The 22,865-nt window shown below is 35.9% G+C and carries 20 protein-coding genes; 16 read left to right on the top strand and 4 right to left on the bottom strand.

Going from position 1 to position 22,865, the window contains the following annotated elements; all coding sequences use genetic code 11:
• Window positions 1–10 precede the first annotated feature (10 nt).
• Both BM153_RS06725 and BM153_RS06730 read right to left on the bottom strand, forming a co-directional pair.
• Window positions 11–526, bottom strand: a complete 516-nt coding sequence (locus BM153_RS06725) for a DUF4364 family protein (protein WP_092872025.1) — start codon at window positions 524–526, stop codon at window positions 11–13.
• A gap of 19 nt (window positions 527–545) precedes the next feature.
• The gene (locus BM153_RS06730; protein ID WP_092872027.1) at window positions 546–1,469 is read right to left on the bottom strand and encodes a tRNA modification radical SAM protein MnmL/YtqA; all 924 of its coding nucleotides are present in this window, start codon (window positions 1,467–1,469) and stop codon (window positions 546–548) included.
• Between the two features lie 196 nt (window positions 1,470–1,665).
• On the opposite strand from BM153_RS06730, the gene BM153_RS06735 reads away from it, so the two are divergent.
• The 3 genes from BM153_RS06735 to BM153_RS06745 all read left to right on the top strand — a co-directional run bounded on the left by BM153_RS06735 (window position 1,666) and on the right by BM153_RS06745 (window position 4,717).
• Window positions 1,666–2,859, top strand: a complete 1,194-nt coding sequence (locus BM153_RS06735; RefSeq protein WP_092872029.1) for an NAD(P)-dependent malic enzyme — start codon at window positions 1,666–1,668, stop codon at window positions 2,857–2,859.
• 372 nt (window positions 2,860–3,231) lie between these two features.
• Window positions 3,232–3,684 carry a hypothetical protein gene (locus tag BM153_RS06740; protein ID WP_092872031.1) on the top strand — a complete coding sequence of 151 codons (453 nt, stop codon included), beginning with the start codon at window positions 3,232–3,234 and terminating at the stop codon, window positions 3,682–3,684.
• 118 nt (window positions 3,685–3,802) lie between these two features.
• Window positions 3,803–4,717, top strand: coding sequence for a DMT family transporter (locus tag BM153_RS06745; protein ID WP_092872033.1), 915 nt, complete (start codon window positions 3,803–3,805; stop codon window positions 4,715–4,717).
• A gap of 89 nt (window positions 4,718–4,806) precedes the next feature.
• Here BM153_RS06745 and BM153_RS06750 read toward each other — a convergent pair whose 3' ends face one another.
• Both BM153_RS06750 and BM153_RS06755 read right to left on the bottom strand, forming a co-directional pair.
• Window positions 4,807–5,229 carry a flavodoxin gene (locus BM153_RS06750; RefSeq protein ID WP_092872035.1) on the bottom strand — a complete coding sequence of 141 codons (423 nt, stop codon included), beginning with the start codon at window positions 5,227–5,229 and terminating at the stop codon, window positions 4,807–4,809.
• 67 nt (window positions 5,230–5,296) lie between these two features.
• Window positions 5,297–5,848 carry a DUF3793 family protein gene (locus tag BM153_RS06755; RefSeq protein WP_092872037.1) on the bottom strand — a complete coding sequence of 184 codons (552 nt, stop codon included), beginning with the start codon at window positions 5,846–5,848 and terminating at the stop codon, window positions 5,297–5,299.
• A gap of 643 nt (window positions 5,849–6,491) precedes the next feature.
• On the opposite strand from BM153_RS06755, the gene BM153_RS06760 reads away from it, so the two are divergent.
• The 13 genes from BM153_RS06760 (at window position 6,492) to BM153_RS06820 (ending at window position 22,663) form a co-directional block, all read left to right on the top strand.
• On the top strand, window positions 6,492–6,884 hold the full coding sequence (locus tag BM153_RS06760) for a pyridoxamine 5'-phosphate oxidase family protein (RefSeq protein ID WP_092872039.1): 393 nt from the start codon (window positions 6,492–6,494) through the stop codon (window positions 6,882–6,884).
• Window positions 6,885–7,217: 333 nt separating this feature from the next.
• Window positions 7,218–9,488 (top strand): endopeptidase La, encoded by a 2,271-nt coding sequence (gene lon / locus BM153_RS06765; RefSeq protein ID WP_092872041.1) that lies wholly within the window; start codon window positions 7,218–7,220, stop codon window positions 9,486–9,488.
• Window positions 9,488–10,243, top strand: coding sequence for a nickel pincer cofactor biosynthesis protein LarB (gene larB / locus BM153_RS06770; RefSeq protein WP_092872043.1), 756 nt, complete (start codon window positions 9,488–9,490; stop codon window positions 10,241–10,243). The genes lon and larB overlap by 1 nt, the downstream gene beginning before the upstream one ends.
• Before the next feature lie 26 nt (window positions 10,244–10,269).
• Window positions 10,270–11,076 (top strand): nickel pincer cofactor biosynthesis protein LarC, encoded by an 807-nt coding sequence (gene larC / locus BM153_RS06775; protein WP_092872045.1) that lies wholly within the window; start codon window positions 10,270–10,272, stop codon window positions 11,074–11,076.
• An 87-nt stretch (window positions 11,077–11,163) separates the two neighbouring features.
• On the top strand, window positions 11,164–14,400 hold the full coding sequence (locus BM153_RS06780) for an ATP-binding protein (protein WP_092872047.1): 3,237 nt from the start codon (window positions 11,164–11,166) through the stop codon (window positions 14,398–14,400).
• Between the two features lie 132 nt (window positions 14,401–14,532).
• Window positions 14,533–16,077: a glutamine-hydrolyzing GMP synthase gene (guaA, locus tag BM153_RS06785; RefSeq protein ID WP_092872049.1), complete on the top strand. Its 1,545-nt coding sequence runs from the start codon at window positions 14,533–14,535 to the stop codon at window positions 16,075–16,077.
• Between the two features lie 266 nt (window positions 16,078–16,343).
• Complete coding sequence (locus BM153_RS06790; protein ID WP_092872052.1) at window positions 16,344–17,450, top strand: site-specific integrase; 1,107 nt, start codon at window positions 16,344–16,346, stop codon at window positions 17,448–17,450.
• 58 nt (window positions 17,451–17,508) lie between these two features.
• The gene (locus tag BM153_RS06795) at window positions 17,509–17,952 is read left to right on the top strand and encodes a hypothetical protein (protein ID WP_092872054.1); all 444 of its coding nucleotides are present in this window, start codon (window positions 17,509–17,511) and stop codon (window positions 17,950–17,952) included.
• Window positions 17,942–18,274 carry a helix-turn-helix domain-containing protein gene (locus BM153_RS06800; RefSeq protein ID WP_092872056.1) on the top strand — a complete coding sequence of 111 codons (333 nt, stop codon included), beginning with the start codon at window positions 17,942–17,944 and terminating at the stop codon, window positions 18,272–18,274. The genes BM153_RS06795 and BM153_RS06800 overlap by 11 nt, the downstream gene beginning before the upstream one ends.
• Window positions 18,275–18,369: 95 nt before the next feature.
• Complete coding sequence (locus tag BM153_RS06805; protein ID WP_092872058.1) at window positions 18,370–19,464, top strand: hypothetical protein; 1,095 nt, start codon at window positions 18,370–18,372, stop codon at window positions 19,462–19,464.
• On the top strand, window positions 19,451–20,398 hold the full coding sequence (gene rhuM / locus BM153_RS06810; protein ID WP_242949089.1) for a virulence RhuM family protein/type II toxin-antitoxin system death-on-curing family toxin: 948 nt from the start codon (window positions 19,451–19,453) through the stop codon (window positions 20,396–20,398). The genes BM153_RS06805 and rhuM overlap by 14 nt, the downstream gene beginning before the upstream one ends.
• A gap of 772 nt (window positions 20,399–21,170) precedes the next feature.
• Window positions 21,171–22,229: a Fic family protein gene (locus BM153_RS06815; protein WP_092872060.1), complete on the top strand. Its 1,059-nt coding sequence runs from the start codon at window positions 21,171–21,173 to the stop codon at window positions 22,227–22,229.
• A gap of 128 nt (window positions 22,230–22,357) precedes the next feature.
• On the top strand, window positions 22,358–22,663 hold the full coding sequence (locus tag BM153_RS06820; RefSeq protein WP_092872062.1) for a hypothetical protein: 306 nt from the start codon (window positions 22,358–22,360) through the stop codon (window positions 22,661–22,663).
• Window positions 22,664–22,865: the final 202 nt, after the last annotated feature.

A 22,865-nucleotide genomic window follows, 5' to 3' on the forward strand; every position in this document is an offset into this window, starting at 1 on the left:
TTAAATCTTTCTATTGTAATAAATGGCTCATTACAAAACCATAAATAGCTGAATTTTCAGATGTCCAATTGGTGCAGATTTTTTCTGCTTCCTCCTGGGTATCTACGGAAAGTTTCAGCTCAAATACTACCTGATTTTTTTCACGATAGGTACAAACGGCTGTATACCCCCCGTAGGTATCTTTATAAAAATCTGACACAATACTGTTGTTATCGATAATTTCTAATTTGTGTTCATACAAAAAGTCATCTATTTCTTTAATAATGGTCGGGGAAATCTTGTTTTTAAAATACATAAGAGTCTCCGAGCCACTTTTTGTTATAATATAAAACTTTTTATTCATGGATTCCTCGGATGTAATTAGTTCCGAGTCAAATAATTCCCCCAAAGCCTGTATTAAAGTAAGATAATCCGTATATTCCTTTTCAAGGATAAAGCCGGTTAAATCCTTGACCTCCATGGGGTAGGAGGAACTATCCAACATATATAAAATAATAAGCTTGTATAAGGTAAGTGGTTGTGACATTTTAAAAACCCTCCCAATTTTAAATCAATTTCCCTTGCCAGGTTTCTCTTTCTTTAAACAGCTGATTAATTCTGTTTAAACACCGCCTTTTATCACTACTCCACATAGGAGCCACTAAAAGATTTTTAGGCGCATCCCCGGTAAGACGGTGTATTACAATGTTTTCGGGAAGCCTTTCAATACAATCCACTACGAGATTGCAGTATTCTTCAAAAGACAGAGTATCAAATTTTTTTGATTCATAATCTATTAAAAGATCCGTGTTTTTTAAAACATGAAGAAGTTGAAGTTTTATACCGGAAACAGGCAATTTTGCAAGATATCCTATGGTGGATAGAACTTCTTTTCTTCCTTCAAAGGGAAGCCCCAATATGGTATGCACTATCGTTTCTATACCAAGTAAATGCAAATCATTTACAGCTTTTTCAAAAGTAGAAAGGGGATAACCTCTTCTTATATAAATGGAAGTTTTCTCGTGTATTGTCTGAAGTCCCAATTCAACAAAAACAGGTTTTATTTTATTTAATCCATCAAGGAGTTCCAATATTTCATCCGACAGACAGTCAGGCCTTGTGGCAATGGACAAAGCAACGATATTTTCATTTTCAATGGCTTCATAAAAAATCTTCCTAAGGTAATCAACAGGTCCGTAAGTATTGGTATAGGCCTGAAAATAAGCGATAAACTTACTGCCCGTATATTTTTTTGAAACCAGTTTAATTCCCATTGTAATCTGATTGGTAATGGAAAGAGCACTGCTTGCTGCAAAGTCTCCTGAGCCACCTTCACTGCAAAAAATACAGCCGTTATTGCCTATAGTGCCATCCCTGTTTGGACAGGTCAGACCTGCATTTAAGGACACTTTATAAACTTTTTCGTGGAAACGCTCTTTTAAATAATAATCAAATGAATAATAGCTTTTTTCATTCCATTTTTTTCTCATAAAACAATAATAACATTAGAGTAAATGTAAATCAAGGCAGTGAAAATGACCCTTGCCTTGGTTGATTTTTTGAAAAAAACATTATATTATTGTAGTTGACTGCACTTTAGTAATGTAAATTACTACATTGTAAAAATTAAAAAAACCCTAGTTTTAAGAAAGGAAAAGCTGTAAGAATACAGCAATGAGTATTATCATGGATTATTCAAAAGAGGCACTTCGTTTACACAAGGAATGGAAGGGAAAAATAGAAGTAATTTCAAGAGCATCGGTGAAAAATAAAGACGATCTTTCCACAGCATATACCCCGGGGGTTGCAGCTCCGTGTCTGGAAATACAAAAAGACCCTAAAAAAAGCTACGAGCTTACAAGAAGAAGAAATATGTGTCTTGTAGCCACAGATGGAACAGCAGTTTTGGGACTTGGTGACATAGGTCCGGAAGCAGCCATGCCGGTTATGGAAGGTAAATGTGTTCTTTTTAAAGAATTTGCAGATGTAGACGCATTTCCTCTTTGTGTAAAAACCAAAGATGTGGATGAATTTGTAAATACTATATATATGATTTCAGGAAGTTTTGGAGGAGTTAACCTTGAAGATATTTCTGCTCCAAGATGTTTTGAAATAGAAAGAAAACTCAAGGAAAAATGTGACATCCCGATTTTCCATGACGATCAGCATGGAACAGCGGTTATCACCCTAGCTGCATTGACAAATGCCTTAAAAATAGTCAATAAAGAAATAGATAAAATAAAAGTTGTTTTTTCCGGAGCAGGAGCAGCAGCAACCGCCATTGCCAAGCTATTAATGGCTAATGGAGTTAAAAATGTGACAATGTGCGATATTGCGGGAGTTGTCTACGATGGAAGAGAAGAATGTATGGACCCGGTAAAGGCACAGATGGCAAAAGTTACAAATCTTGAAGGAAAAAGAGGAAGCCTTATAGATGTTATTGAAGGGGCAGATGTATTTATCGGAGTAAGTGCTCCTGGAGTTCTTACAAAAGATATGGTAAAAATGATGAATAAAGATGCTATAGTATTTGCCTGTGCAAACCCGATACCGGAGATTTTCCCGGAAGAGGCAAAGGAAGCAGGCGCAAGAATTGTTGCCAGTGGAAGAAGTGATTATCCTAACCAGGTAAATAATGTATTGGCATTCCCTGGAATTTTCAGAGGTACATTTGATGCCATGGCATCAGACATAAATGATGAAATGAAAATTGCTGCTGCAAAGGCAATAGCTTCTTTAGTAAGCGATGAGGAACTTAATGAGGATTATATAATCCCTAAAGCATTTGATGAAAGAGTTGGAAAAGCGGTAGCAAAGGCTGTTTATGAGGCTGCTTTTGCCACAGGTGTTGCAAGAGCGCAAAAAGGCGACAAATTCTAGGATATCTAAAACGGGGCTTTTACTATATGTAAAAGTCCTTTTTTAATATATGAAAAATTTTCCGTAAAAAAAACATAGACCCTTTCGAGCCTATGTTTTCAGGAATAATATTAATATTGCACCTTGGATTATATACCTATACCCAAGATAGGTATGATGCTTAGGATAGGTTTATTATACCCCCACGGGGTAAAAATGTAAAGGACTTTTTTTTAATTTGTTGTTTTTTTTACATAAACGGTTTGAAAAAAGTCCATTTTAACCGTATTTGGGGATTATATAAGAATAATTATTCCCTTTACAAGGCAGGTTTTTTATTATATGATGTTTAATGTATTGCTAAGATTTTGTTTTAGAGAGGAGATTTTTAGCATGAAAGACAGTCTTTCAACCCCAGAGATTCACTGGGATAAATATAATTCACGCCGTCCTAATAATACTGACGAAGATAAAGGTTTTGTTGCAGATTTAGTGGTTAGTATTATTTTCTATATATTAATTGCAGCTGTTGTTTTTTGTATAAATTTTTCGGATTTTATAGGTATAGATGCCGGATTAAAATCGGGTCTTAAATTGATTGCAGGTCCCTTATCAGCAGGTTTTCTTACGATTTTTCTTATTTATCTTATGAAGACTGCCAAATTAACTCTTGTATATATATTTGAGGCGCTTTTTGCAGGTATTTTAACTATAGCTTCTCTTGTTATAGAGATAGGTTTTTATGATTATCTGCCTTATGACCTTACAATAGTTGCATGTACCGGAATTGCCGTTTTTATAGTGTCTGTATACGGTTTAATTACAAATTTAATGGTTACTGACTAGAATTTTACGATTATTAGAGGATAGAGATTTTTTTTATTGTTTTCATTTCATGTATGCCAAGAAACTTTATAGAGTTTTTTGGCATATATGTTTTTTAGGACTACAAAAGGAGAATAAAATGAAAAAATCAATTTACGAAACCATCCCGGTGATATTATTATTTGCCGTTATATGCGGGTTATTGTGGGGAAGTGCCTTTCCTTGTATAAAACTTGGCTATAAATTTTTCCACATTGATGCCAAAGATACAGCCGGTCAGATTCTTTTTGCAGGGATTAGATTTAGTCTTGCAGGAATAATGGTTATTATTTTTAATTGCATAAAAAACAAAAAATTTATGTATCCAAAGACTTTTGCCAGTGTAAAAAGAACTCTGTCTTTAAGCCTTTTTCAGACAATTTTGCAATATATTTTCTTTTACATGGGGCTGGCCCATACCAGTGGTGTAAAGGCCTCTATAATAGAAAGTTCCAGCGTATTTTTTATAATAATACTTACCTGTTTTATTTTAAAAATGGAAAATATGGAAATAAACAAGGTTTTAGGAAGTCTTATTGGCTTTGGGGGTATATTGATTTTAAACCTGTCGGGACTGGAATTAAGCATTAATTCAGGAGATTTAATGGTTATGTTTTCGGCTTTTTGTGGAGCAATGTCTTCAGTACTGTTAAGAAAATTTGGAAATGAGGACGATACCGCCTTGTTGTGTGGCTATCAGTTTTTTATAGGGGGGATAATCCTTATTGTTTTAGCTGTTTTTGGAAAAGGAAAAATAGAATATTGGGACACCAAAGGGGTATTTTTGCTTTTATATCTGGCATTTATATCAGCAGCAGCTTATAGCCTTTGGGCATTATTATTAAAGTATAATCAGGCATCAAAAATAGGTGTATTGGGCTTTTTAAACCCCCTGTTTGGAGTGCTTTTATCAGCCCTTCTTTTAGGAGAAGATGCTTTTAATATGAAAAGTCTCATGGCACTTATTCTGGTTTGCCTTGGAATATTTTTAGTATATAGAAAAAAATCTGTTTAAAAAACATAATAGTATCGGGAAGAAGCCGGATAAAAATCCTAAGCTTTTTCCCGATGTTTAAATAATATAGTATAAAAGGATTTATAAAACTAAGCTAATGAAGCACCAAGCTTTCTACAAGCTTCTTTAGCATCATCATCAGGTTCTTCCATACAGGTTACACAATCAGTTGTCAAAACTGCTCCGATTCCCTTGCATTTTTCTTCCCAGTTTTGCATCCATTCACCGTCTCCCCATCCATAGGAGCCAAAAAGGGCAATTTTTTTACCGTTAAGGTCTGGTTCGCAGGCATTAAACATTGGTTCAAATATTTCTTCTTCAAGAACTTCTTCCCCCATAGCAGGACAACCAAAGGCTATACCGTCAAAATCCCCCACTTTTTCTTTGGAGAAATTTTCTGCGGAAATAACTTCTACTTCCGATCCTTTTTCTTTAATACCCTGGGCAACTTCATTTGCCATGATTTCGGTATTTCCTGTTCCACTCCAAAATACAACTGCTATTTTACTCATATCTACTCTCCTTTATAAAATTTATATTTTCATAGTCTTTTTAAAATGGACTATGTAAAAAGCTTCTTTAGACAGCCACTGCAAGATCTGTAATGGACTTTCCTTTTTTCCATTGATTTAAATAAGAATTGGTACAGTTTTTATATTGAGAAAAAGTTTTTCTGGCTTTTTCTTCGTCACCATAAACCTTCCAATATCCGATAAATTTGTAATTAAGGGCATGATTGGTAATGAAGCCTCGTACATCCTCTGGTGGATATCCTAAAAAAAGCCCGATTTCATGAGGAAAATCTTCAAAACTTTGAAGTTTTTTATGTAATAGTTTTAAAGCATGGGCATAATCCACTTCTTCATAGCCATTTGCCTTTAATAATTTTTGAGTGCCTTCAAGGGACAAATCTGACTTAAGCCTGTCAGGACGGTACATATATATTAAAACCCTGGTTTTGGAAAAACGCATGGGGATAACTCTAATTCCCTTGGATTTAAGCTGTTTATTTAGAAAACTAATAGTTCTTTTAACTTCATTTTTATTCTTGTAAACACAACTGAAAAGATTTGCAGTTTTTATTCCCGCAAGTGTTGGGGAACAATGTTTAATAACGAGTCCTTCCGGCATAAAATACCCCTCCTTGTGCCGCTTTTATACTTTTTCCTGACGGTTAGATGTAACTAACTACTTCGCAAAAAATTTGTCAGATAAGACTTATTTTTGATGGAGAAATTATTGGTTAGTCATATCTAACTTACTTAAAGTATATAGTTAATTATCTTTATTGTCAATGTTTTTAGGCATATTCTTATTGATAAAAATTTGGTAATAACAAGACTTTAAAGCAGATATTTGCAAATTGGCCACGATACTTTAATGAATGGGGGTCTGCTTACACAGACCCCATTCCGTAGTAAAGAAGGTTAAAAAAATGAAAAGATATCGAAAAAACAGTCTATAACTGTTATGAACAAGTCAAATTTAATGTTTACTTATATTTTCTAAATAGGATATCGGCTTTTTGTTAATCTATTAAAGAGATATTTGAAAAATTTTTTTATTAAAATTAGTGAATAATAAAAAAATATGATTGAAATATGAAATAAAATAATACATAATAAGAGTGTTGAAATAATAATCTGATAATTCATAAAAGGGTGGATTTGGGCTTTCACAGGGAAAGATGCGGGTCTTAACCGGGGGCTGTTTAATAAACAGAACTTTTTTATGAATGATTTTTTGTATTTTAATAGCAGGAAGGAGAATAAAAATGCAAGAAGTTTATGATTTTATCAAGGACGCGGGAACTTACTATCTTGCTACTGTTGAGGGGGATCAGCCAAGAGTACGTCCATTTGGAACCATTAATGTTTTTGATGGAAAGCTTTATATTCAGACCGGAAAAGTGAAAGAAGTTTCAAAGCAGATTCAGGCAAATCCAAAAGTTGAGGTTTGTGCCTTCAAAGACGGAAAATGGATAAGACTTGCAGGGGAACTTGTCAGAGATGAAAGAAAAGAAGCTAAAGAAGACATGTTAGAACATTATCCGGATCTTAAAAAGATGTATTCAGCAGATGATGATAATACAGAAGTATTATATTTCAAGAATGCTACAGCGACTATTTCATCATTTATGGAAGAGCCAAAGGTAGTAAAATTTTAATGTGAGTTTTTGGGATAAAAAAGATCAGAGAATCCCTGAGGATTCTGATATATATTTTGCTTATGAATAAGGAATGACAGGCTGTGGCTTTTTGTTACAATACACTTAAAAGTGCAATAACAAAAAGTCACGGCCTGTCGGTTTTTGGGGAATTGTAGTATAAATTGTAGTTATATTTGATTAATACACAGAAAAATTGACTTGCCAAATAAAAAAAAATTTTGTACAATATAAATGGTTGTAGGTGGCGAATCTAATATGGTTCGCTTTTTTAGGATAATACATTTAGCACTCAGAATAAGTGAGTGCTAACAACGACAGGAGTTGATACATATGCATGTTAAAATTTTTTACGATATATTGTTAATGCCTACGGTGGGATTTTATTTCAATAAAGAAAACTTTGAGGAAGATCTTGACAAGGTGGTAAAAGAAGGGGACGAATTATTGTTTCTCCTTCAAAAGGAGGATAAAGACAGAAAAAAATTAGTCCCTGAGGATATTTATGATGTGGCTGTTACCGGAGTTGCAGAGAAAATCACCATGGACGGAAATGTTCATATAAAAATTAAAGACAGGGTTAAGGTTAAAAATGTCAAATTTGGAAGAAGCGGAAAATGCACTGCTGAATATGAATTATTGGAAGACATTGATGATATAAGTCAGGAAGAAGAAGATAAGATTTTTAGGGAACTTCATGCTGAGCTTATTAAATTTGTAAAAAAATGCAAGCTTGATATGAGGGTGCTTGGTTATGTGCTTCACATGTCAGATCTTACGGAAATAGTATGCTCCCTGGTTCCATATTTGAATCTTAAAGCAGAAGAAAAATATGAAATAATGTCTCTTAGGTCAAAAAAGGAAAGATTTATAAAATTAAGAGATGTTATTTATGAATTTATGGATGTATATGAAATCGGAGAAGAGGCTACATTAGCCGAAAGAGAAAGACAATCCGGTGATTATCAAAAGCATGTTATAAAAAGACAGATAGATTATTTACAGAAAAAATTAGATGAATTAAATCCGGAAGATGTTTCTGACATAGAAATGTTTGAGAAAAAAATTGCAGAATCGGGAATGAATGATGAGGCAAAAAATGAAGCCACCAAGATTTTAAACCGTATGAAACAAGAAGGTCAGGACGGACACGAATACGGTATTCATTATGACTATCTTGATTTTGTTACCTCCCTTTCCTGGAAGAAAGAGGAAATGAAGGAGATTGATTTAAATGAGGCACAAAAGATTCTTGATTCCGAACATTACGGTTTGAAAAAAGTAAAAGACAGAATTATAGAACAATTAGCTGTTATGGCCTTAAATAAAACCCAGTCCGGCTCAATTCTTTTGTTTGTGGGAGCACCCGGAACAGGTAAAACAAGCCTTGGTCAAAGCATTGCCAAAGCTTTGGGAAGAGAATATGTAAGAATCAGTCTTGGAGGCATCAGAGATGAAGCCGAAATCAGAGGCCACAGAAGAACCTATGTGGGAGCAATGCCTGGAAGAATTATGGAGGGAATTAAAAGAAGTAAATCTTCAAATCCTGTAATGGTTCTTGATGAGGTGGATAAACTTATGAAAGATTATGGCGGCGACCCGGCAAGTGCATTGCTTGAAGTATTAGATCCTGAACAAAACAACACATTTACCGATCATTATATGAATGTGCCTTATGATCTTTCAGATGTATTGTTTATTTGTACGGCAAATTCCACAGATACAATACCAGAGCCTCTTTTAAACAGAATGGAGGTTATACCTTTTACGGGGTATTCACCTACTGAAAAGTTTAATATTGCCAGGGAGCACCTTCTTAAAAGAGCCATGAAGGAAGTAGGTATTAAAAGCTCATATTTTAAGATTACAGATGAGGCTCTAAGAAAAATAATTGAAGGTTATACAGCCGAGTCAGGAGTCAGAGGTCTTAAAAAGCAAATTGACATCATGTGCAGACATGTAGCAGTTAAATATGTAAAAAAAGAGCAAAAAACCTTTACCATTAATGAAAATAAATTAAAGGAATATCTTGGAAAAAATCCTATAGAAAAGGATAAACCTGAAAAAAAGACAAAGGCAGGGATAGTTACAGGTCTTGCCTGGACAAGTGCGGGAGGAGATATATTATTTATAGAAACTGCATTTACAAAGGGAACAGGAAAGGTTATCATTACCGGAAAACTGGGAGATGTTATGAAGGAATCAGTCCAGATTGCCATAAGTCTTGTTAAGATGATTTATCCGTCAAAAGCAGGTATGTTTGAAAAAAATGATTTGCATGTACATGTACCTGCAGGGGCAGTTCCAAAGGACGGACCATCAGCTGGAATTACCCTTGTGAGTGCCCTTTCATCTTTAGTAAATAACAAGGCAGTTGATCCATTTACAGCCATGACAGGAGAGGTATCTTTAAGAGGTGGAGTTATGCCTATAGGAGGACTTCCGGAAAAACTTATGGCTGCTCAAAGAGCAGGTGTAAAAAGGGTATTTATACCTGAAAAGAATTTAAAGGATCTTGAGGAAGTGGCAGAGGAAGTTAAGACAAAACTGGAGATAATTCCTGTAAAAACAGTTAAGGAAGTTGTTAAGAAGGTAGTGATTTAATGGAAACCAGAAAAGTACTTGAAAAACTAAAGGAAGGACTTATTTCCGTAGATGAGGCGGAAAGCTACTTTAAGAAAAAGCCCTATGAAGAAATGGGCTATGCAAAAATAGACAGTAGCAGGGAAATTCGAACCGGATTTCCCGAAGTTGTATTTTGCAGTAGAAAAGCAGATGAGCATCTTTTGGAGATATATAAAAGGCTGTATGAAGCAAATGGCGAAGTTCTTGGAACAAGGGCAAACGCTCACCAGTATGAAGTAATAAAAGATGAACTGCCACAGGTGGTTTATGATGATATTTCTCATATTTTAAAAATTGAAAAAAAGGATAAAAAGCACATTGGAAAAATAGCAGTTTGTACGGCAGGGACTGCAGATATTTCTGTAGCAGAAGAAGCTTCACAGACTGCGGAATTCTTTGGCTCTTATGTGGAAAGAATCTATGATGTGGGAGTTGCGGGAATTCACAGGCTTTTATCTAGGATAGAAGATATTCAGTCTGCCAACTGTATTGTAGCTGTTGCAGGAATGGAAGGAGCATTGGCAAGTGTCCTTGGGGGAATGGTGGAAAATCCGGTTATTGCAGTACCTACCTCCGTGGGTTATGGTGCCAGCTTTAACGGGCTTTCAGCCCTTCTTACCATGATAAATTCCTGTGCCAACGGCATTGCCGTGGTGAATATTGACAGTGGATACAGGGCAGGATATTTATCTACTCAGATAAATCGTCTGGCTCAAAAAGGGAAATGTAATTAAAACCGGTTTTCGGGAGGAGATTTTACATGGAAAAAATATTATATTTTGAATGTTTTAGCGGAATAAGCGGGGATATGAGTGTAGCTGCCATGTTGGATTTGGGGGCAGATTGCAAAGCATTAAAAAAAGCCCTGGATTCTTTGGGGGATAGGGGGTTTCAGGTGAAAATTTCCCGGATTAAAAAGTCGGGCCTTGATGTGTGTGATTTTTTAGTAGAACTTGAAAATGAATATCAAAACATGGATCACGATATGGAATACCTTCACGGTCATGAGCATATACATACTCACCAAGGCGAGCATGCTCATAACCACCATCATGTAGGAATCAAGGAAATAAATGAACTTTTGGATAAGGTGGACATGACTGAAAATGCAAGAAAACTCTCCAAGAAAATATTCGACATTCTTGCAGTTGCAGAGTCTAAAGCCCACGGGATTTCAAAAGAGGAAGTACATTTTCATGAGGTGGGAGCCATTGATTCCATAGTTGATATAGTAGCTTTTAGTGTATGTTTTGACAGCTTAAATATTAAGGAAGTGTGTGTCCCTGTACTTTATGAAGGAAGGGGAAGTATAAGATGTCAGCATGGAATAATTCCCGTACCGGTACCGGCGGTTTTGAACATTTCCCAAAGGGAAGGATTAAAACTTCACATTACAGATGTTGAAGGAGAACTGGTGACTCCTACGGGAGCAGCAATTATAGCTGCAATAAAAACAAGAGATAAGTTACCTGAAAAATTTCTCGTAAAAAAAGCCGGTTTGGGAGCCGGAAAGAGGAAGTATGAAGTTCCCGGCATTCTAAGAGCTATGATTATAGAAGAAAAATAAGTCAAAAATGTTTTCAAAATCAAAAAAAAGTACGATATAGATTATGATTTACAAGGAGAAATATTTTATATCGGAGATAAGGCAAGTATGGAAACAACTTTTTTTTCAATAGGACTTATATTAACATTTTTACAGTTTTTCTGTGGTATAACAGTTTTAGTTTTAGGTATAATGACATTAATTGATAATGAACGCAGCCTGGCAAACCTTCTAATGTTTTGCCTGGCTGTTTGTGTTTTTTTCTGGAATGTAGGATATGGTCTTATGAGTGTAAGCTATAATGAAGATGTAGCTTTAACTTGCAGAAACATGTCCATGACAGCTATTGTGGCTTTTGTTACATTATCAGTTACCTATATGGGAGAACTGGCCGGGACAAACCGTAAACTGCTAATTATAATGGACAGTTTTTATATAATAACGGGAATATTTATCTGGACTTTACTTACTCAAAAGGGAGTGGTTACCTTTGTTTCAACAAATTACGGATATTATTATATTTCAGGTATGAGCATAGGTCGTATATTGCAGGCGATATATTTTTTCAGTGGGATTTTTATCACAGCAATGATACAGAAAAAATGGTATGAAAGGGCTGTGTTTAAAAGAAACAAGGTAGTAATATTATATCTGGTTTTATATGAGGTAGCGGTTTTACTGGGCTCTATATTTGATACGATTGTTCCTGTGTTGTATAGTACGCCGGCAGTTCCATCCAGTGGCTTCGGGGCCACTGTGGCATTTATTGTTGCCTATTCAATTTCTAAAAAATACAAAAGAATGGGTTTTTCTGCTGCGAATTTCGCAAAGTATATAATGGCATATGTTGATACGCCGGTATTAATGTTAGGAAGAGACCTTGTTATTATTTCAGTCAATGAAGCAGGTATCAGATATTTTTCCAAGAGTAAAAAAGAAGATATAATAGGAAAGACGGCTTTTGAATTTCTTGATTTAAACATTGATACAGATGAATTGGAAAACAGAATGAGAGAAATAGTAACCAACAGGGCAAAATCCTACACAGATCAGGCAAAACTTTACGGAATGGACAATATCTGCAAGGCTGTAACAAGCCCTGTTTATGATGAATACAAAGAGCCTGTTTGTGCCATCAGTTTCCTGTATGACATGACCCATGAAGTGGAAATAATGAAGGAATTAAACGATAAAAGGCAGGAGGCGGATGATGCCAATAATGTCAAATCCCAGTTTCTTGCAAATATGAGTCACGAGATAAGAACTCCTATGAATGCCATAATTGGAATGAGTGAACTGGCATTAAGAGGGGATATTCCTGAAAAAGAGGCGGAGTATATCAGACAAATTAGAACAGCCGGAAGAGGACTTCTTACGATTATAAACGATATTTTGGACTTTTCTAAAATTGAATCAGGAAAAATGGAAATTGTTGCCAGGGAGTATTCTTTAAGCAATCTTATCGAGGAAATTGTTGTAATTACATTTAAAAAAATGAAGGATAAAAACCTTGAGTATATTATTAATGTGGATCCTGATATTCCCTCCAAACTTTTTGGAGATGACGGAAGAATAAAACAGGTAATTTTAAATGTAGTAAATAATGCCGCAAAATATACTCAGGAAGGTTCGGTAATTTTATCTATAGGTGCCAAAATGGTGGATCTTAGCGCTGTTTTGGAGATTACCGTAAAAGATACGGGAATGGGTATCAGGGAAGAAGATAAGGAGAAACTTTTCAAATCATTTTCACAATTAGATAAGATAAAAAATAAAAATATTGAGGGAACAGGCCTTGGACTTACAATATCAAAACAGCTTGTTTCACTTATGAATGGTGAAATAATATTTGAAAGTAAGTACGGCGAAGGTTCTGTTTTTGGATTTAGACTTCCACAAGCTGTTGTTGATACGGCAAAAAGCATGCAGCTTAAAGAGGAAGTTATGGCTATTGGTTACTTTTCTTCCCCATTGGAAAGAGATTTTTTTGACAACCTTTTTACAAAATTGGGAGTGGAATTTCAATTTACGGATAATCACGATGAAATGCTTGCTTTATGCGAAGGAGATGCTGATTATGCATTTGTTGATGAAAACAATATGACAGAGGAATTGGCACAACATCTTGAGGAATGGATGATAGAGTCAGTTATTATTACTGATTCCTATAAAGAATATGAAGAAAATGATGAAGATATTCATTTTTTAACAAGGCCTATTATTCCATTTAAGGTTGTGGAAGTATTAAACGGTGAGGATGAATACGAGAAAGTAATTACAGACACTGCTTACACAGTAAACTTTACCGCACCAAAGGCAGAGGTGCTTATTGTAGATGATAATCTGGTGAATCTGACAGTGGCAAAGGGACTTTTAGAGCCATTTAAGATGCATATTGATACTGCAAGAAGTGGTAAAACAGCCATTGAAATGGTTATGAAAAAGGACTACGATATTGTATTTATGGACCATATGATGCCGGAAATGGACGGTATAGAAGCTACTGCAAATATCAGGCAATTACCGGATAAGAAATATTGGAAACTTCCGATTATAGCCCTAAGTGCTAATGCGGTAAACGGAGCCAAGGAACTTTTCCTAAGCAGTAATATGAATGACTTTATAGCAAAACCTATTGCCATGTCCGATATGACCCAGAAACTTTTAAGATGGCTGCCACCTGAAAAGATTATAAAAGATACCGTAAAGAAAGAGGAATTTTACGAAGATTCGGAACAGGCAAGAATTGATGAGCTTCCGATGGATGTTATCAATACTGAAAAGGCAATGTCTTATGTTAAGCATGATGAAGAACAGTACAAAGTTGTTTTAACGGTGTATAAAGAAGAGATTGCCTCTAAAAAAGATGGAATAAGAAATGATATTGCCAATGGCAGGTTAGAAGCCGCAAAATCCAAGCTTCATGTTCTTAGAAACAGCTCCAGAAATATCGGAGCAGATGATCTTGCCGATATAGCCTATCTGATGGAAGAAGCAGCAGGAAAAGAGGATATGGAATTTATTGAAAAGCACCTTGATGAGCTCTTTGAAAATATTGACAGCGTAGAGGAAGTATTAAATTCCTTTAAGGTAAGAAAAGAACATAAGGCCAACAGACACAAAGATTTAGGAAGTGTAAAACTAGACTTTATAGATCTTAAAGATAATCTTATTGAAAAGGAGATTTTTACGGCTACTAAAGTGCTAAAAAGAATCAAGAACAAAGATAATCCTATTGAGGTATTGGATATTATTATTCAAATTCAGGATTATCTTGAAAAAAACAACTTTGAAGAGGCATTGAATTGCACAAAAGATGCAATCAGGACATTGAACAGTTTATAAAAAGGGGTTATAATAGCAGACAAGTGCCTTTTGACGAAGGAGATATATTTAAAGTTTCTAATAACAAAGGAGATTTTGCCTTTTGGGTTATGTAATCTGCTTTGTGTCAGTTTTTAATCAGGAGGATTTAAAATGAGTAAAGAAATGGTAATAGTACTTGACTTTGGTGGTCAGTATAACCAGCTTATCGCAAGAAGAGTAAGGGAATGTAATGTATATTGTGAAGTTCATCCTTATACTTTAAGCATTGATAAGATTAAAGAAATGAATCCAAAAGGAATCATACTTACAGGTGGCCCAAACAGCGTTTATGATGAGAAGTCACCTCATTATGATAAAGAACTTTTTGAACTTGGAATTCCAGTACTTGGAATCTGCTACGGTTCTCAGCTTATGGCTTATACATTAGGCGGAAAAGTTGAGCCGGCTGTAGTAAGTGAGTATGGAAAAACAGAAGTTTTAATTGATAAAAAAGATAGTAATATTTTCAAAGATGTAGAAGAAAAGACAATCTGCTGGATGAGTCATACAGATTTTATCAGCAAAGCTCCTGAAGGATTTGAGGTAACGACTCATACAACCTCATGCCCGATTGCAGCAATGGAAAATGTTTCAAAGAAGCTTTATGCCGTTCAATTTCATCCTGAAGTAGTACACAGCGTTGAAGGAACAAAGATGCTTAGAAACTTTGTTATTGATGTATGTGGTTGTAGCGGAGATTGGAAAATGGATTCCTTTGTTGAAACTACCATAAAAAATCTTCGTGAAAAGATTGGTGACGGAAAAGTATTATGTGCTTTATCCGGCGGTGTGGATTCATCAGTGGCAGCAGTACTTCTTTCAAAAGCCATTGGAAAACAGCTTACCTGTGTATTTGTAGACCAGGGTCTTCTTCGTAAAAATGAAGGAGATGAAGTGGAAGCAGTATTTGGTCCAAAAGGCCCTTATGAATTAAACTTTATTCGTGTTAATGCACAGCAAAGATTTTATGAAAAACTTAAAGGGGTAACAGAACCGGAGCAAAAAAGAAAGATTATCGGTGAAGAATTCATCAGAGTTTTCGAAGAAGAGGCAAAAAAAATAGGCAAGGTAGATTATCTTGTTCAAGGTACAATCTATCCTGATGTTATAGAATCCGGTCTTGGAAAATCCGCCGTAATCAAATCCCACCACAATGTTGGAGGACTTCCTGATTATGTTGATTTTAAAGAAATTGTTGAGCCATTAAAAATGCTCTTTAAAGATGAAGTAAGAAAAGCAGGATTAGAACTTGGAATCCCTGAATATCTTGTATTCAGACAACCATTCCCAGGCCCTGGTCTTGGCATCAGAATCATAGGCGAAGTAACAGAAGAAAAAGTAAAAATCGTTCAGGATGCCGACTTTATTTACAGAGAAGAAATCGCCAAGGCAGGCTTGGATAAAAAGATTTCCCAATATTACGCTGCGCTTACAAACATGAGAAGCGTTGGAGTAATGGGAGACGGTCGTACCTACGACTATGCCGTTGCATTAAGGGCTGTCATCACCTCAGACTTTATGACTGCTGAGGCAGCTCCGATTCCTTTTGAAATCCTAAGTAAAGTTGCAGATAGAATCGTAAACGAGGTAAAAGGGGTAAATAGGGTACTTTACGACTGTACAAGTAAACCGCCGGCTACGGTGGAGATGGAGTAGTAAAGTGATAAAATAACGTATCCGCAAGCCCTTGATTTTGCAGGGTTTGCGGATTTTTTATGCTCTTTTGTGACACCATTTTGATGTAAAAAAATGTATCAAAAAGGTATCATTTCATATGGCTTGCAGGTGATAAGCCCGTAAATATGCAGACGTGACAGGTTTGAAATTTATTCTTTGGAATAATGTATTTTTTTCATTTCTTATTCAAATGCCGACAGATAATATGTGATTTTCACAATATTTTTTTTAAGGAGGACATTATTATGTCAGTTTACAGAGATGAAAAAAGAGGAACCTGGACGGTATCGGTGTACTATCGTGATTATGAGAACGAGGTGCATCGAAAGACAAAGAGAGGGTTTGCAACTAAGCGCGAAGCTCTTGAATGGGAAAGGAATTTTGTGCTTTTAAAATCCAGATGCACGGGAAAGTTATTTAGGTATTTTTGGGAGACTTACACGGAGGATATGAAACCTCAAGTCAGAAAAAGTACCTGGGATGCGAAAGAGCACGTGGTACGTACAAAGATTCTTCCGTTCTTTGGTGATATGAAATTGGATATGATTAAGCCGAGGGATATTATTAAATGGCAGAATCAAATCGCCCAGATGAAAAGAAAAGACGGTAGTGATTATGCCGCTTCTTACTACAAAACAATTCAATCTCAGCTAAGCTCCATTTTTAACCACGCGGTGAGATATTATGATTTAGAGTCAAACCCTGTGAAGAAAGTGCTTCCTATTTCCGGAGGAAGGCCGCAAGAGTTTTGTTATTGGAAGAAAGAAGAATTTGAAATTTTCATCTCGCATGTTCCGAGTACTTCAATTTTTTATTATGCCTTTGAGATGCTTTATTGGTGCGGTCTTCGAGAGGGAGAATTGTTTGCGTTGACTTTGGGGGACTTTGATTTCAATAAGAAAACAGTAGAGATAAATAAGACTTTTACAGTTGTAAAGGGCGAACCAATTATAAGTCTGCCAAAAACGCAAAGCGGGCTTAGAACTGTGACGATACCTGAATCTCTTTGCAACGAGATAGAGGGATTTGTTAAGGAGCTGCAGGTGGAAGAGGATGAACGTATTTTCAAAGCCTCAAAGACGCAGCTTAACCTTATGCTTCAGAAGTATGCGGAAGAATCCGGAGTAGAACGTATTCGCGTTCATGATCTTAGACACAGTCATGTGTCTTTATTAATTCATATGGGCTTTTCAGCAGTTGCTATCGGAAAGCGTGTTGGACACAAAAGTGAGAGGATTACATATTACTATGCACATCTTTTTCCTGGCGTGCAGGAAGAGATAGCTGACAGGCTGGATAAGGAAAGAAGGGAAGATGTAGGTTATGAAGCTATTGACATAGATACTATATGAGATTATAATTTCGTATATACGAATAAAATACGATAAGGCGATGTAAGGAGGGAGAGTTATGTTATATCCGGAGATTTCTTCCAGCGAATTGATAGAAAAACTCGAATCTGATGATTTTTATAAGCTTTATGGTAATCCTGTCAAATGTAAAATATTTGATACAGATAGAATCCTTATGTCTTTTGATTTATATGAGCGTTTATTTGGTAAGGTGAATTTTGATAAAGAAAATACAATAGAAATAGATGATTTTATCAGAGCGTTAGTATTGCAAAGGCTTCATGAAAACCCAGTTAGTGTAACAGATACGGAGGAGGGATATTCTCTTTCTATGGAAAGCGAAGTTTATGACTTCTTAAACCGAATTATATTGGAAGATTATGGGATTACACTTGAGAATCTAACCTCCTATTTCTTTGAGTGGATAGCAGCATGCCCGGATGAGTTTAAGGCCTGGGTGGAAGAAAGCATGATGGATAAAGGAGCAGAAAATGACAATTAGTGAACGCATTTTTAAATTAATGGAAGAACGTGAAATTACCCAGATGGACTTTTCGAAAGCTACAGGAATAGCACAGAGTACTATTAGTGATTGGAAACGAAAGAAAACGAATCCGTCTGCAGATAAAATAATGATTATTTGTAAGGTGTTAAATGTAACACCATATGAATTGTTGCAGGACACGGTTCAAACGGTGGAGAAATTGGATTATCGAGTAGTTACTAAAGGAACAAAGGAGTATGATCTTTTACTTGAAATAGATAGTCTGAAGAAATCACAAAAAGAAAGATTGCTAGGGTATATAGCGGCTTTAAAACAATAGGTCTGATGGCGGTGCTTTATTCATTAAGCATCGCTTAAACATATGTATAAAAAGCATATACGGTAGCGTGACGTAAAGGCGGCGGAGGAGACAATATGACAAGAGGAAGAGCTTATTTAAAGCCGAAGAAGGGCGAATGGATTGAAAGTACACAATTATTATACGACATGGGCATTGAGTTTCCTTATGGTAATGGAATAAAACTTATATCAGGATTCCTTAGAAAGCAACTTGAGAGCAAGAAAAAACTGGATATATTGTTGAAATCATTATTTCAAGTTTGGGATAAAGATGGTTATATAGTAGATGAAGATGACCAATTGTCTTTTTTACTAGGCTTCGATGATGTTCCTCAAATAGATGGAGTAGGGGATGATTATTCTTATATTATGAATTGCTCATCTGATAAGGATAAAATATATGTAGCTGGGGAAGAATTCATTATTGATAAAAATGAAATGATTGTATTGTCCTTTTCTAGAGTGGTGATGAGAATACGCAAGCAGACAGGAAAAACAAATCTCCTTTTTAATGAAGATGAAGTGACAATTTGTACCGAAGCTTTAGATTTTTACAACAGAATTTTTATAGGACAATATGATAATATTGTTTCAAGGTTGAGTTGGAGATTGAACGATTCTACAACTTTACACGACAAAAGATATGTTTGCGAGCACATTCTTTTGGCAATAAGAGGAATTATCATGAGGGATACGGATCTTGATAGATATGGGTTCAGTGCTAGCCTGGGGATTTGGAGTGACCATACAGATATTCGTGCAATTAACTCTTATGATATGCAGCAGGTTATTCGTTATAATTTGGCATATGCCAAACATCCGGAAGGAGGATATACAGTAGATTATAACAAACCGCTTATAAAAGGTAATTTACCGGTGATCAAATGTAGCTGTGAAAATGCTAACGAGGCCTTCGTGGAGACGGTTACATGTACATCAAATCATTTGCAAATTTTGGATGATGCATTAATGATGTTTTATCATTTATATAGCGTGAATATCAGAGAATTGTTTGAGTATTATACAGACGATGAAATGGCATTGGAACTGGCCGGATTAATTGAAAAGTTATTATCAGGAATTAAGCCGGACAGACAGTTTGTGGAAGAAATCAAAAAAGTATGGAAAAAGGTAATATTTGCGGGAGGTGTTTTTAGTGAAGAAAAGTGAGATTATACTATTTGAAACGAAAGACAAGGAAGTAACGTTGTCAGTCCCGATGGATGGAGATACAGTGTGGCTGACGCAGGCGCAGATGGCAGAGTTGTTTAATACAACAAAGCAAAATGTGAGCTTACATGCAAATAATTGTTTCAAAGAAGGGGAGTTAGATATGAAGTCAGTTGTCAAGGATTTCTTGACAACTGCATCTGATGGTAAACATTATAAAACAAAATACTATAATTTAGATGTCATCATATCTGTAGGCTACCGCGTGAAATCAAAACGGGGTATCGAATTTCGTCAGTGGGCAAGTAAAATCTTAAAGCAGTACATGATTGATGGCTATGCAATAAATGAGAAACGCTTACATGCATTGCAAAAGACAGTTGATATTCAAACCAGAATGTTGGCAGATGCATTAAATGTTGAAGAAAAGGATATCCTAAGAGCTGTAAACCTGTATACGGATGCTTTGACGTTGTTAGATCAGTATGATCACCAAGCAATAGTTAAACCTGATGGAAAGGCTCCTGTATATAGGATTACTTATGATGACTGTATGATGATGGTTTCTCATATGAGGGATTCTTTTGATACGGATGTCTTCGGTGTAGAAAAAGAAGTTGGAAAAGTGAATGGGATTATTTCTGCAATATACCAAAGTGTATTTGGCGAAGATGCCTACCCGACTATTGAAGAAAAGGCGGCTAACTTACTTTATTTTATGATCAAGGATCATCCGTTTGCAGATGGTTGCAAAAGAATCGCAGCTTCCTTGTTCCTGGAATTCTTGGAGAGGAATCAAGCTTTGTTTAAAGATGGCAGTAAGCGTATTGGAGACGGTGAATTGGTAGCTATTACGCTTATGATTGCGGAATCGAATCCGGACGAAAAGGATATTATGGTTAAGCTGGTGATGAATTTACTGGATATGAAATAGAATAGCAGCTAAATAATTGGTATAATGGTCATACTTTCTCGACGGAGAGGAAAGAACTGGCAGGTATCACAAGATTAGAATTTTGATACCTTTTTGATACCTTTTCTCTTGAAACTCATGAGAATGAAATAGAAAGACACGGGGAAATCCTCAAAAATAAACGATTTTGCAATGACAAGCAACCAGAGACAAGGATGAAATCCTTGAGATGGAATAATACATCTGTCCAAGGGCAAAGCAGATTATCCTACCAGAGGTAAACTGTCTTATCCTGAAAGAATATAATAAAACAATAGTAACAGACCTTGAAAAGGACTAACGAGACCCCTTTCCAAGGTCTGTTCTTTTGTTTATTAATCCTTGTAGTATAAGGCGTTGATGGGATTAATGACTCAGGAGTTAGAGTGTTTTACAGATAACCATTAATAAGTATTATGGGTACTCTTTATCTATGGGTGGAGGATAAGCTGCTTTGCCCTTTGGAGGATAAAGTAGAGTGCCCAAGGATAACATCTGTGTTATCCCGTTCATCTGGTACAGATATTGTTAATAGATTGCAGGTAATCCGCGTGATTGCCTGCAGTTTTTTATATTCAGATAAAAATGTACACAAATATTTATGTCGATTTTAATTGCATCATCGAGATTACAACTACATCATTTCGGGACAAATGATGTAGTTGATGTTGACAATGAGTATATTGAATGATAGCATTAAATTGCATCATATACACGATTTTGAGTAAGTTGATGTATAAATGAGGATATTAAAATGAGAACATTTGATTATAGTAATAAATGGAAAAAACTTTTAACTCCTGATATAGTAGCTCTTCTTACACAGATTCATGAATATAAAGGAGAGCAGACTTTGTTTGTTGAAGCTAAAGCAGATGCATTGACAAGGCTTGTAGAGATTGCCAAGATTCAAAGTACTGAGGCTTCAAACAAGATTGAAGGTATCTACACTTCCGATGCAAGATTGAAGGCACTTGTAAAGGATAAGACCACGCCTAAGACGAGGAACGAGCGAGAGATTGCCGGATACAGGGATGTACTTAATACAATCCATGAGAGTCATGATTACATCTCGATAAGACCGAATATGATCCTTCAGCTTCATAGAGATTTATATAAATTTGAAGGTTATGATATCGGAGGAAAGTATAAAGCAGCGGATAATATCATTGAGGAAGAGGATGAACAGGGCAACAAATTTGTAAGATTCAGACCGGTCCCTTCATGGGAAACGCCCGAGGCAATCGAGAATCTTTGTAATGAATTTGACAAAGCTCTCGGAACCGGAACAATAGATCCACTGCTTTTGATACCGATGTTTATATTGGATTTCCTTTGCATCCATCCGTTTAATGACGGCAACGGAAGAATGAGTAGACTGCTCACGCTGCTGATGTTATACAGAGCTGGATACATCGTAGGTAAGTATATCAGTATAGAACATCTGATAGAAAAGACTAAGACATCATATTATGAGTGCCTGCAGGAAAGCTCTCTTAACTGGCATGAGGAAGAGAATAATTATGTTCCGTTTGTACAGTATATGCTTGGTGTTGTAGTGGCCGCATACAGAGACTTCTCTGACAGGGTAGAAACTTTGGTTACAAGCGGCCTTTCAAAGCCGGAGCGTGTGGCTGAACTGATTAAGAACACCTATGGCGAGATCACGAAGTCACAGATCATGGAGAAATGCCCTGACATAAGCCGCATAACTGTTGAAAGGGCACTGTCAGAACTTCTGTCATCGGAAAGCATAATAAAGATTGGTGGCGGTAGATATACAAAATACGTTTGGAACAGATATAAGGAATAAAGGAGCATTCTTGTAATTCATAAATAGCGCCAATTGAATAAAAAGAGACCTATCGATAAGATATAGGTACATCTTGACGGATGAAAATACCAAATCAAACCGGAGGTCTCACATGAATTATACACAGAATGAAAAAAATCGAACAAGTAACAGACACAACACTGGTAATCTGCGTAGATGTCGGAAGCCAGCTCCATTATGCCAGAGCCTTTGATAACAGAGGCAAGGAGCTTACAAAAAGGGTCCTATCGTTTCAAAACAGTATTGAAGGATTTAATACCTTCAATCAATGGGAAGAGAAGATCAGGATGGAGAATGATAAGACCGAAGTTATGATAGGCTGCGAGCCTACCGGATTACATATTACTATGCACATCTTTTTCCTGGCGTGCAGGAGGAAATATCAGAGAGGTTGGATCAAGAAAGAAAATTGATTTGATTACAGTAAAGTGTTAACAAAGATTTTTTTGATTGTCATTGACTCGCGACCAACTCACGACTGAAATATAGTAGGGAGTCAGTCGTGAGTTTATTGAAAATGAAGGAAAATGCAAGCGATGAATAATTCTATTGACAGTGCTATTTTGTGAGATTATAATTACGTATATACGGACGATAAACGATATACCGAAGGAG

The sequence above is a fragment of the Acetitomaculum ruminis DSM 5522 genome, from assembly GCF_900112085.1.
GTDB lineage: Bacteria > Bacillota > Clostridia > Lachnospirales > Lachnospiraceae > Acetitomaculum > Acetitomaculum ruminis.

Bases quoted from the DNA above. Each gene is read 5' to 3' on its own strand.
- BM153_RS06725 (WP_092872025.1), bottom strand. From the start codon at position 526: ATGTCACAACCACTTACCTTATACAAGCTTATTATTTTATATATGTTG.
- BM153_RS06730 (WP_092872027.1), bottom strand. From the start codon at position 1,469: ATGAGAAAAAAATGGAATGAAAAAAGCTATTATTCATTTGATTATTAT.
- BM153_RS06735 (WP_092872029.1), top strand. From the start codon at position 1,666: ATGGATTATTCAAAAGAGGCACTTCGTTTACACAAGGAATGGAAGGGA.
- BM153_RS06740 (WP_092872031.1), top strand. From the start codon at position 3,232: ATGAAAGACAGTCTTTCAACCCCAGAGATTCACTGGGATAAATATAAT.
- BM153_RS06745 (WP_092872033.1), top strand. From the start codon at position 3,803: ATGAAAAAATCAATTTACGAAACCATCCCGGTGATATTATTATTTGCC.
- BM153_RS06750 (WP_092872035.1), bottom strand. From the start codon at position 5,229: ATGAGTAAAATAGCAGTTGTATTTTGGAGTGGAACAGGAAATACCGAA.
- BM153_RS06755 (WP_092872037.1), bottom strand. From the start codon at position 5,848: ATGCCGGAAGGACTCGTTATTAAACATTGTTCCCCAACACTTGCGGGA.
- BM153_RS06760 (WP_092872039.1), top strand. From the start codon at position 6,492: ATGCAAGAAGTTTATGATTTTATCAAGGACGCGGGAACTTACTATCTT.
- lon (WP_092872041.1), top strand. From the start codon at position 7,218: ATGCATGTTAAAATTTTTTACGATATATTGTTAATGCCTACGGTGGGA.
- larB (WP_092872043.1), top strand. From the start codon at position 9,488: ATGGAAACCAGAAAAGTACTTGAAAAACTAAAGGAAGGACTTATTTCC.
- larC (WP_092872045.1), top strand. From the start codon at position 10,270: ATGGAAAAAATATTATATTTTGAATGTTTTAGCGGAATAAGCGGGGAT.
- BM153_RS06780 (WP_092872047.1), top strand. From the start codon at position 11,164: ATGGAAACAACTTTTTTTTCAATAGGACTTATATTAACATTTTTACAG.
- guaA (WP_092872049.1), top strand. From the start codon at position 14,533: ATGAGTAAAGAAATGGTAATAGTACTTGACTTTGGTGGTCAGTATAAC.
- BM153_RS06790 (WP_092872052.1), top strand. From the start codon at position 16,344: ATGTCAGTTTACAGAGATGAAAAAAGAGGAACCTGGACGGTATCGGTG.
- BM153_RS06795 (WP_092872054.1), top strand. From the start codon at position 17,509: ATGTTATATCCGGAGATTTCTTCCAGCGAATTGATAGAAAAACTCGAA.
- BM153_RS06800 (WP_092872056.1), top strand. From the start codon at position 17,942: ATGACAATTAGTGAACGCATTTTTAAATTAATGGAAGAACGTGAAATT.
- BM153_RS06805 (WP_092872058.1), top strand. From the start codon at position 18,370: ATGACAAGAGGAAGAGCTTATTTAAAGCCGAAGAAGGGCGAATGGATT.
- BM153_RS06815 (WP_092872060.1), top strand. From the start codon at position 21,171: ATGAGAACATTTGATTATAGTAATAAATGGAAAAAACTTTTAACTCCT.
- BM153_RS06820 (WP_092872062.1), top strand. From the start codon at position 22,358: ATGAAAAAAATCGAACAAGTAACAGACACAACACTGGTAATCTGCGTA.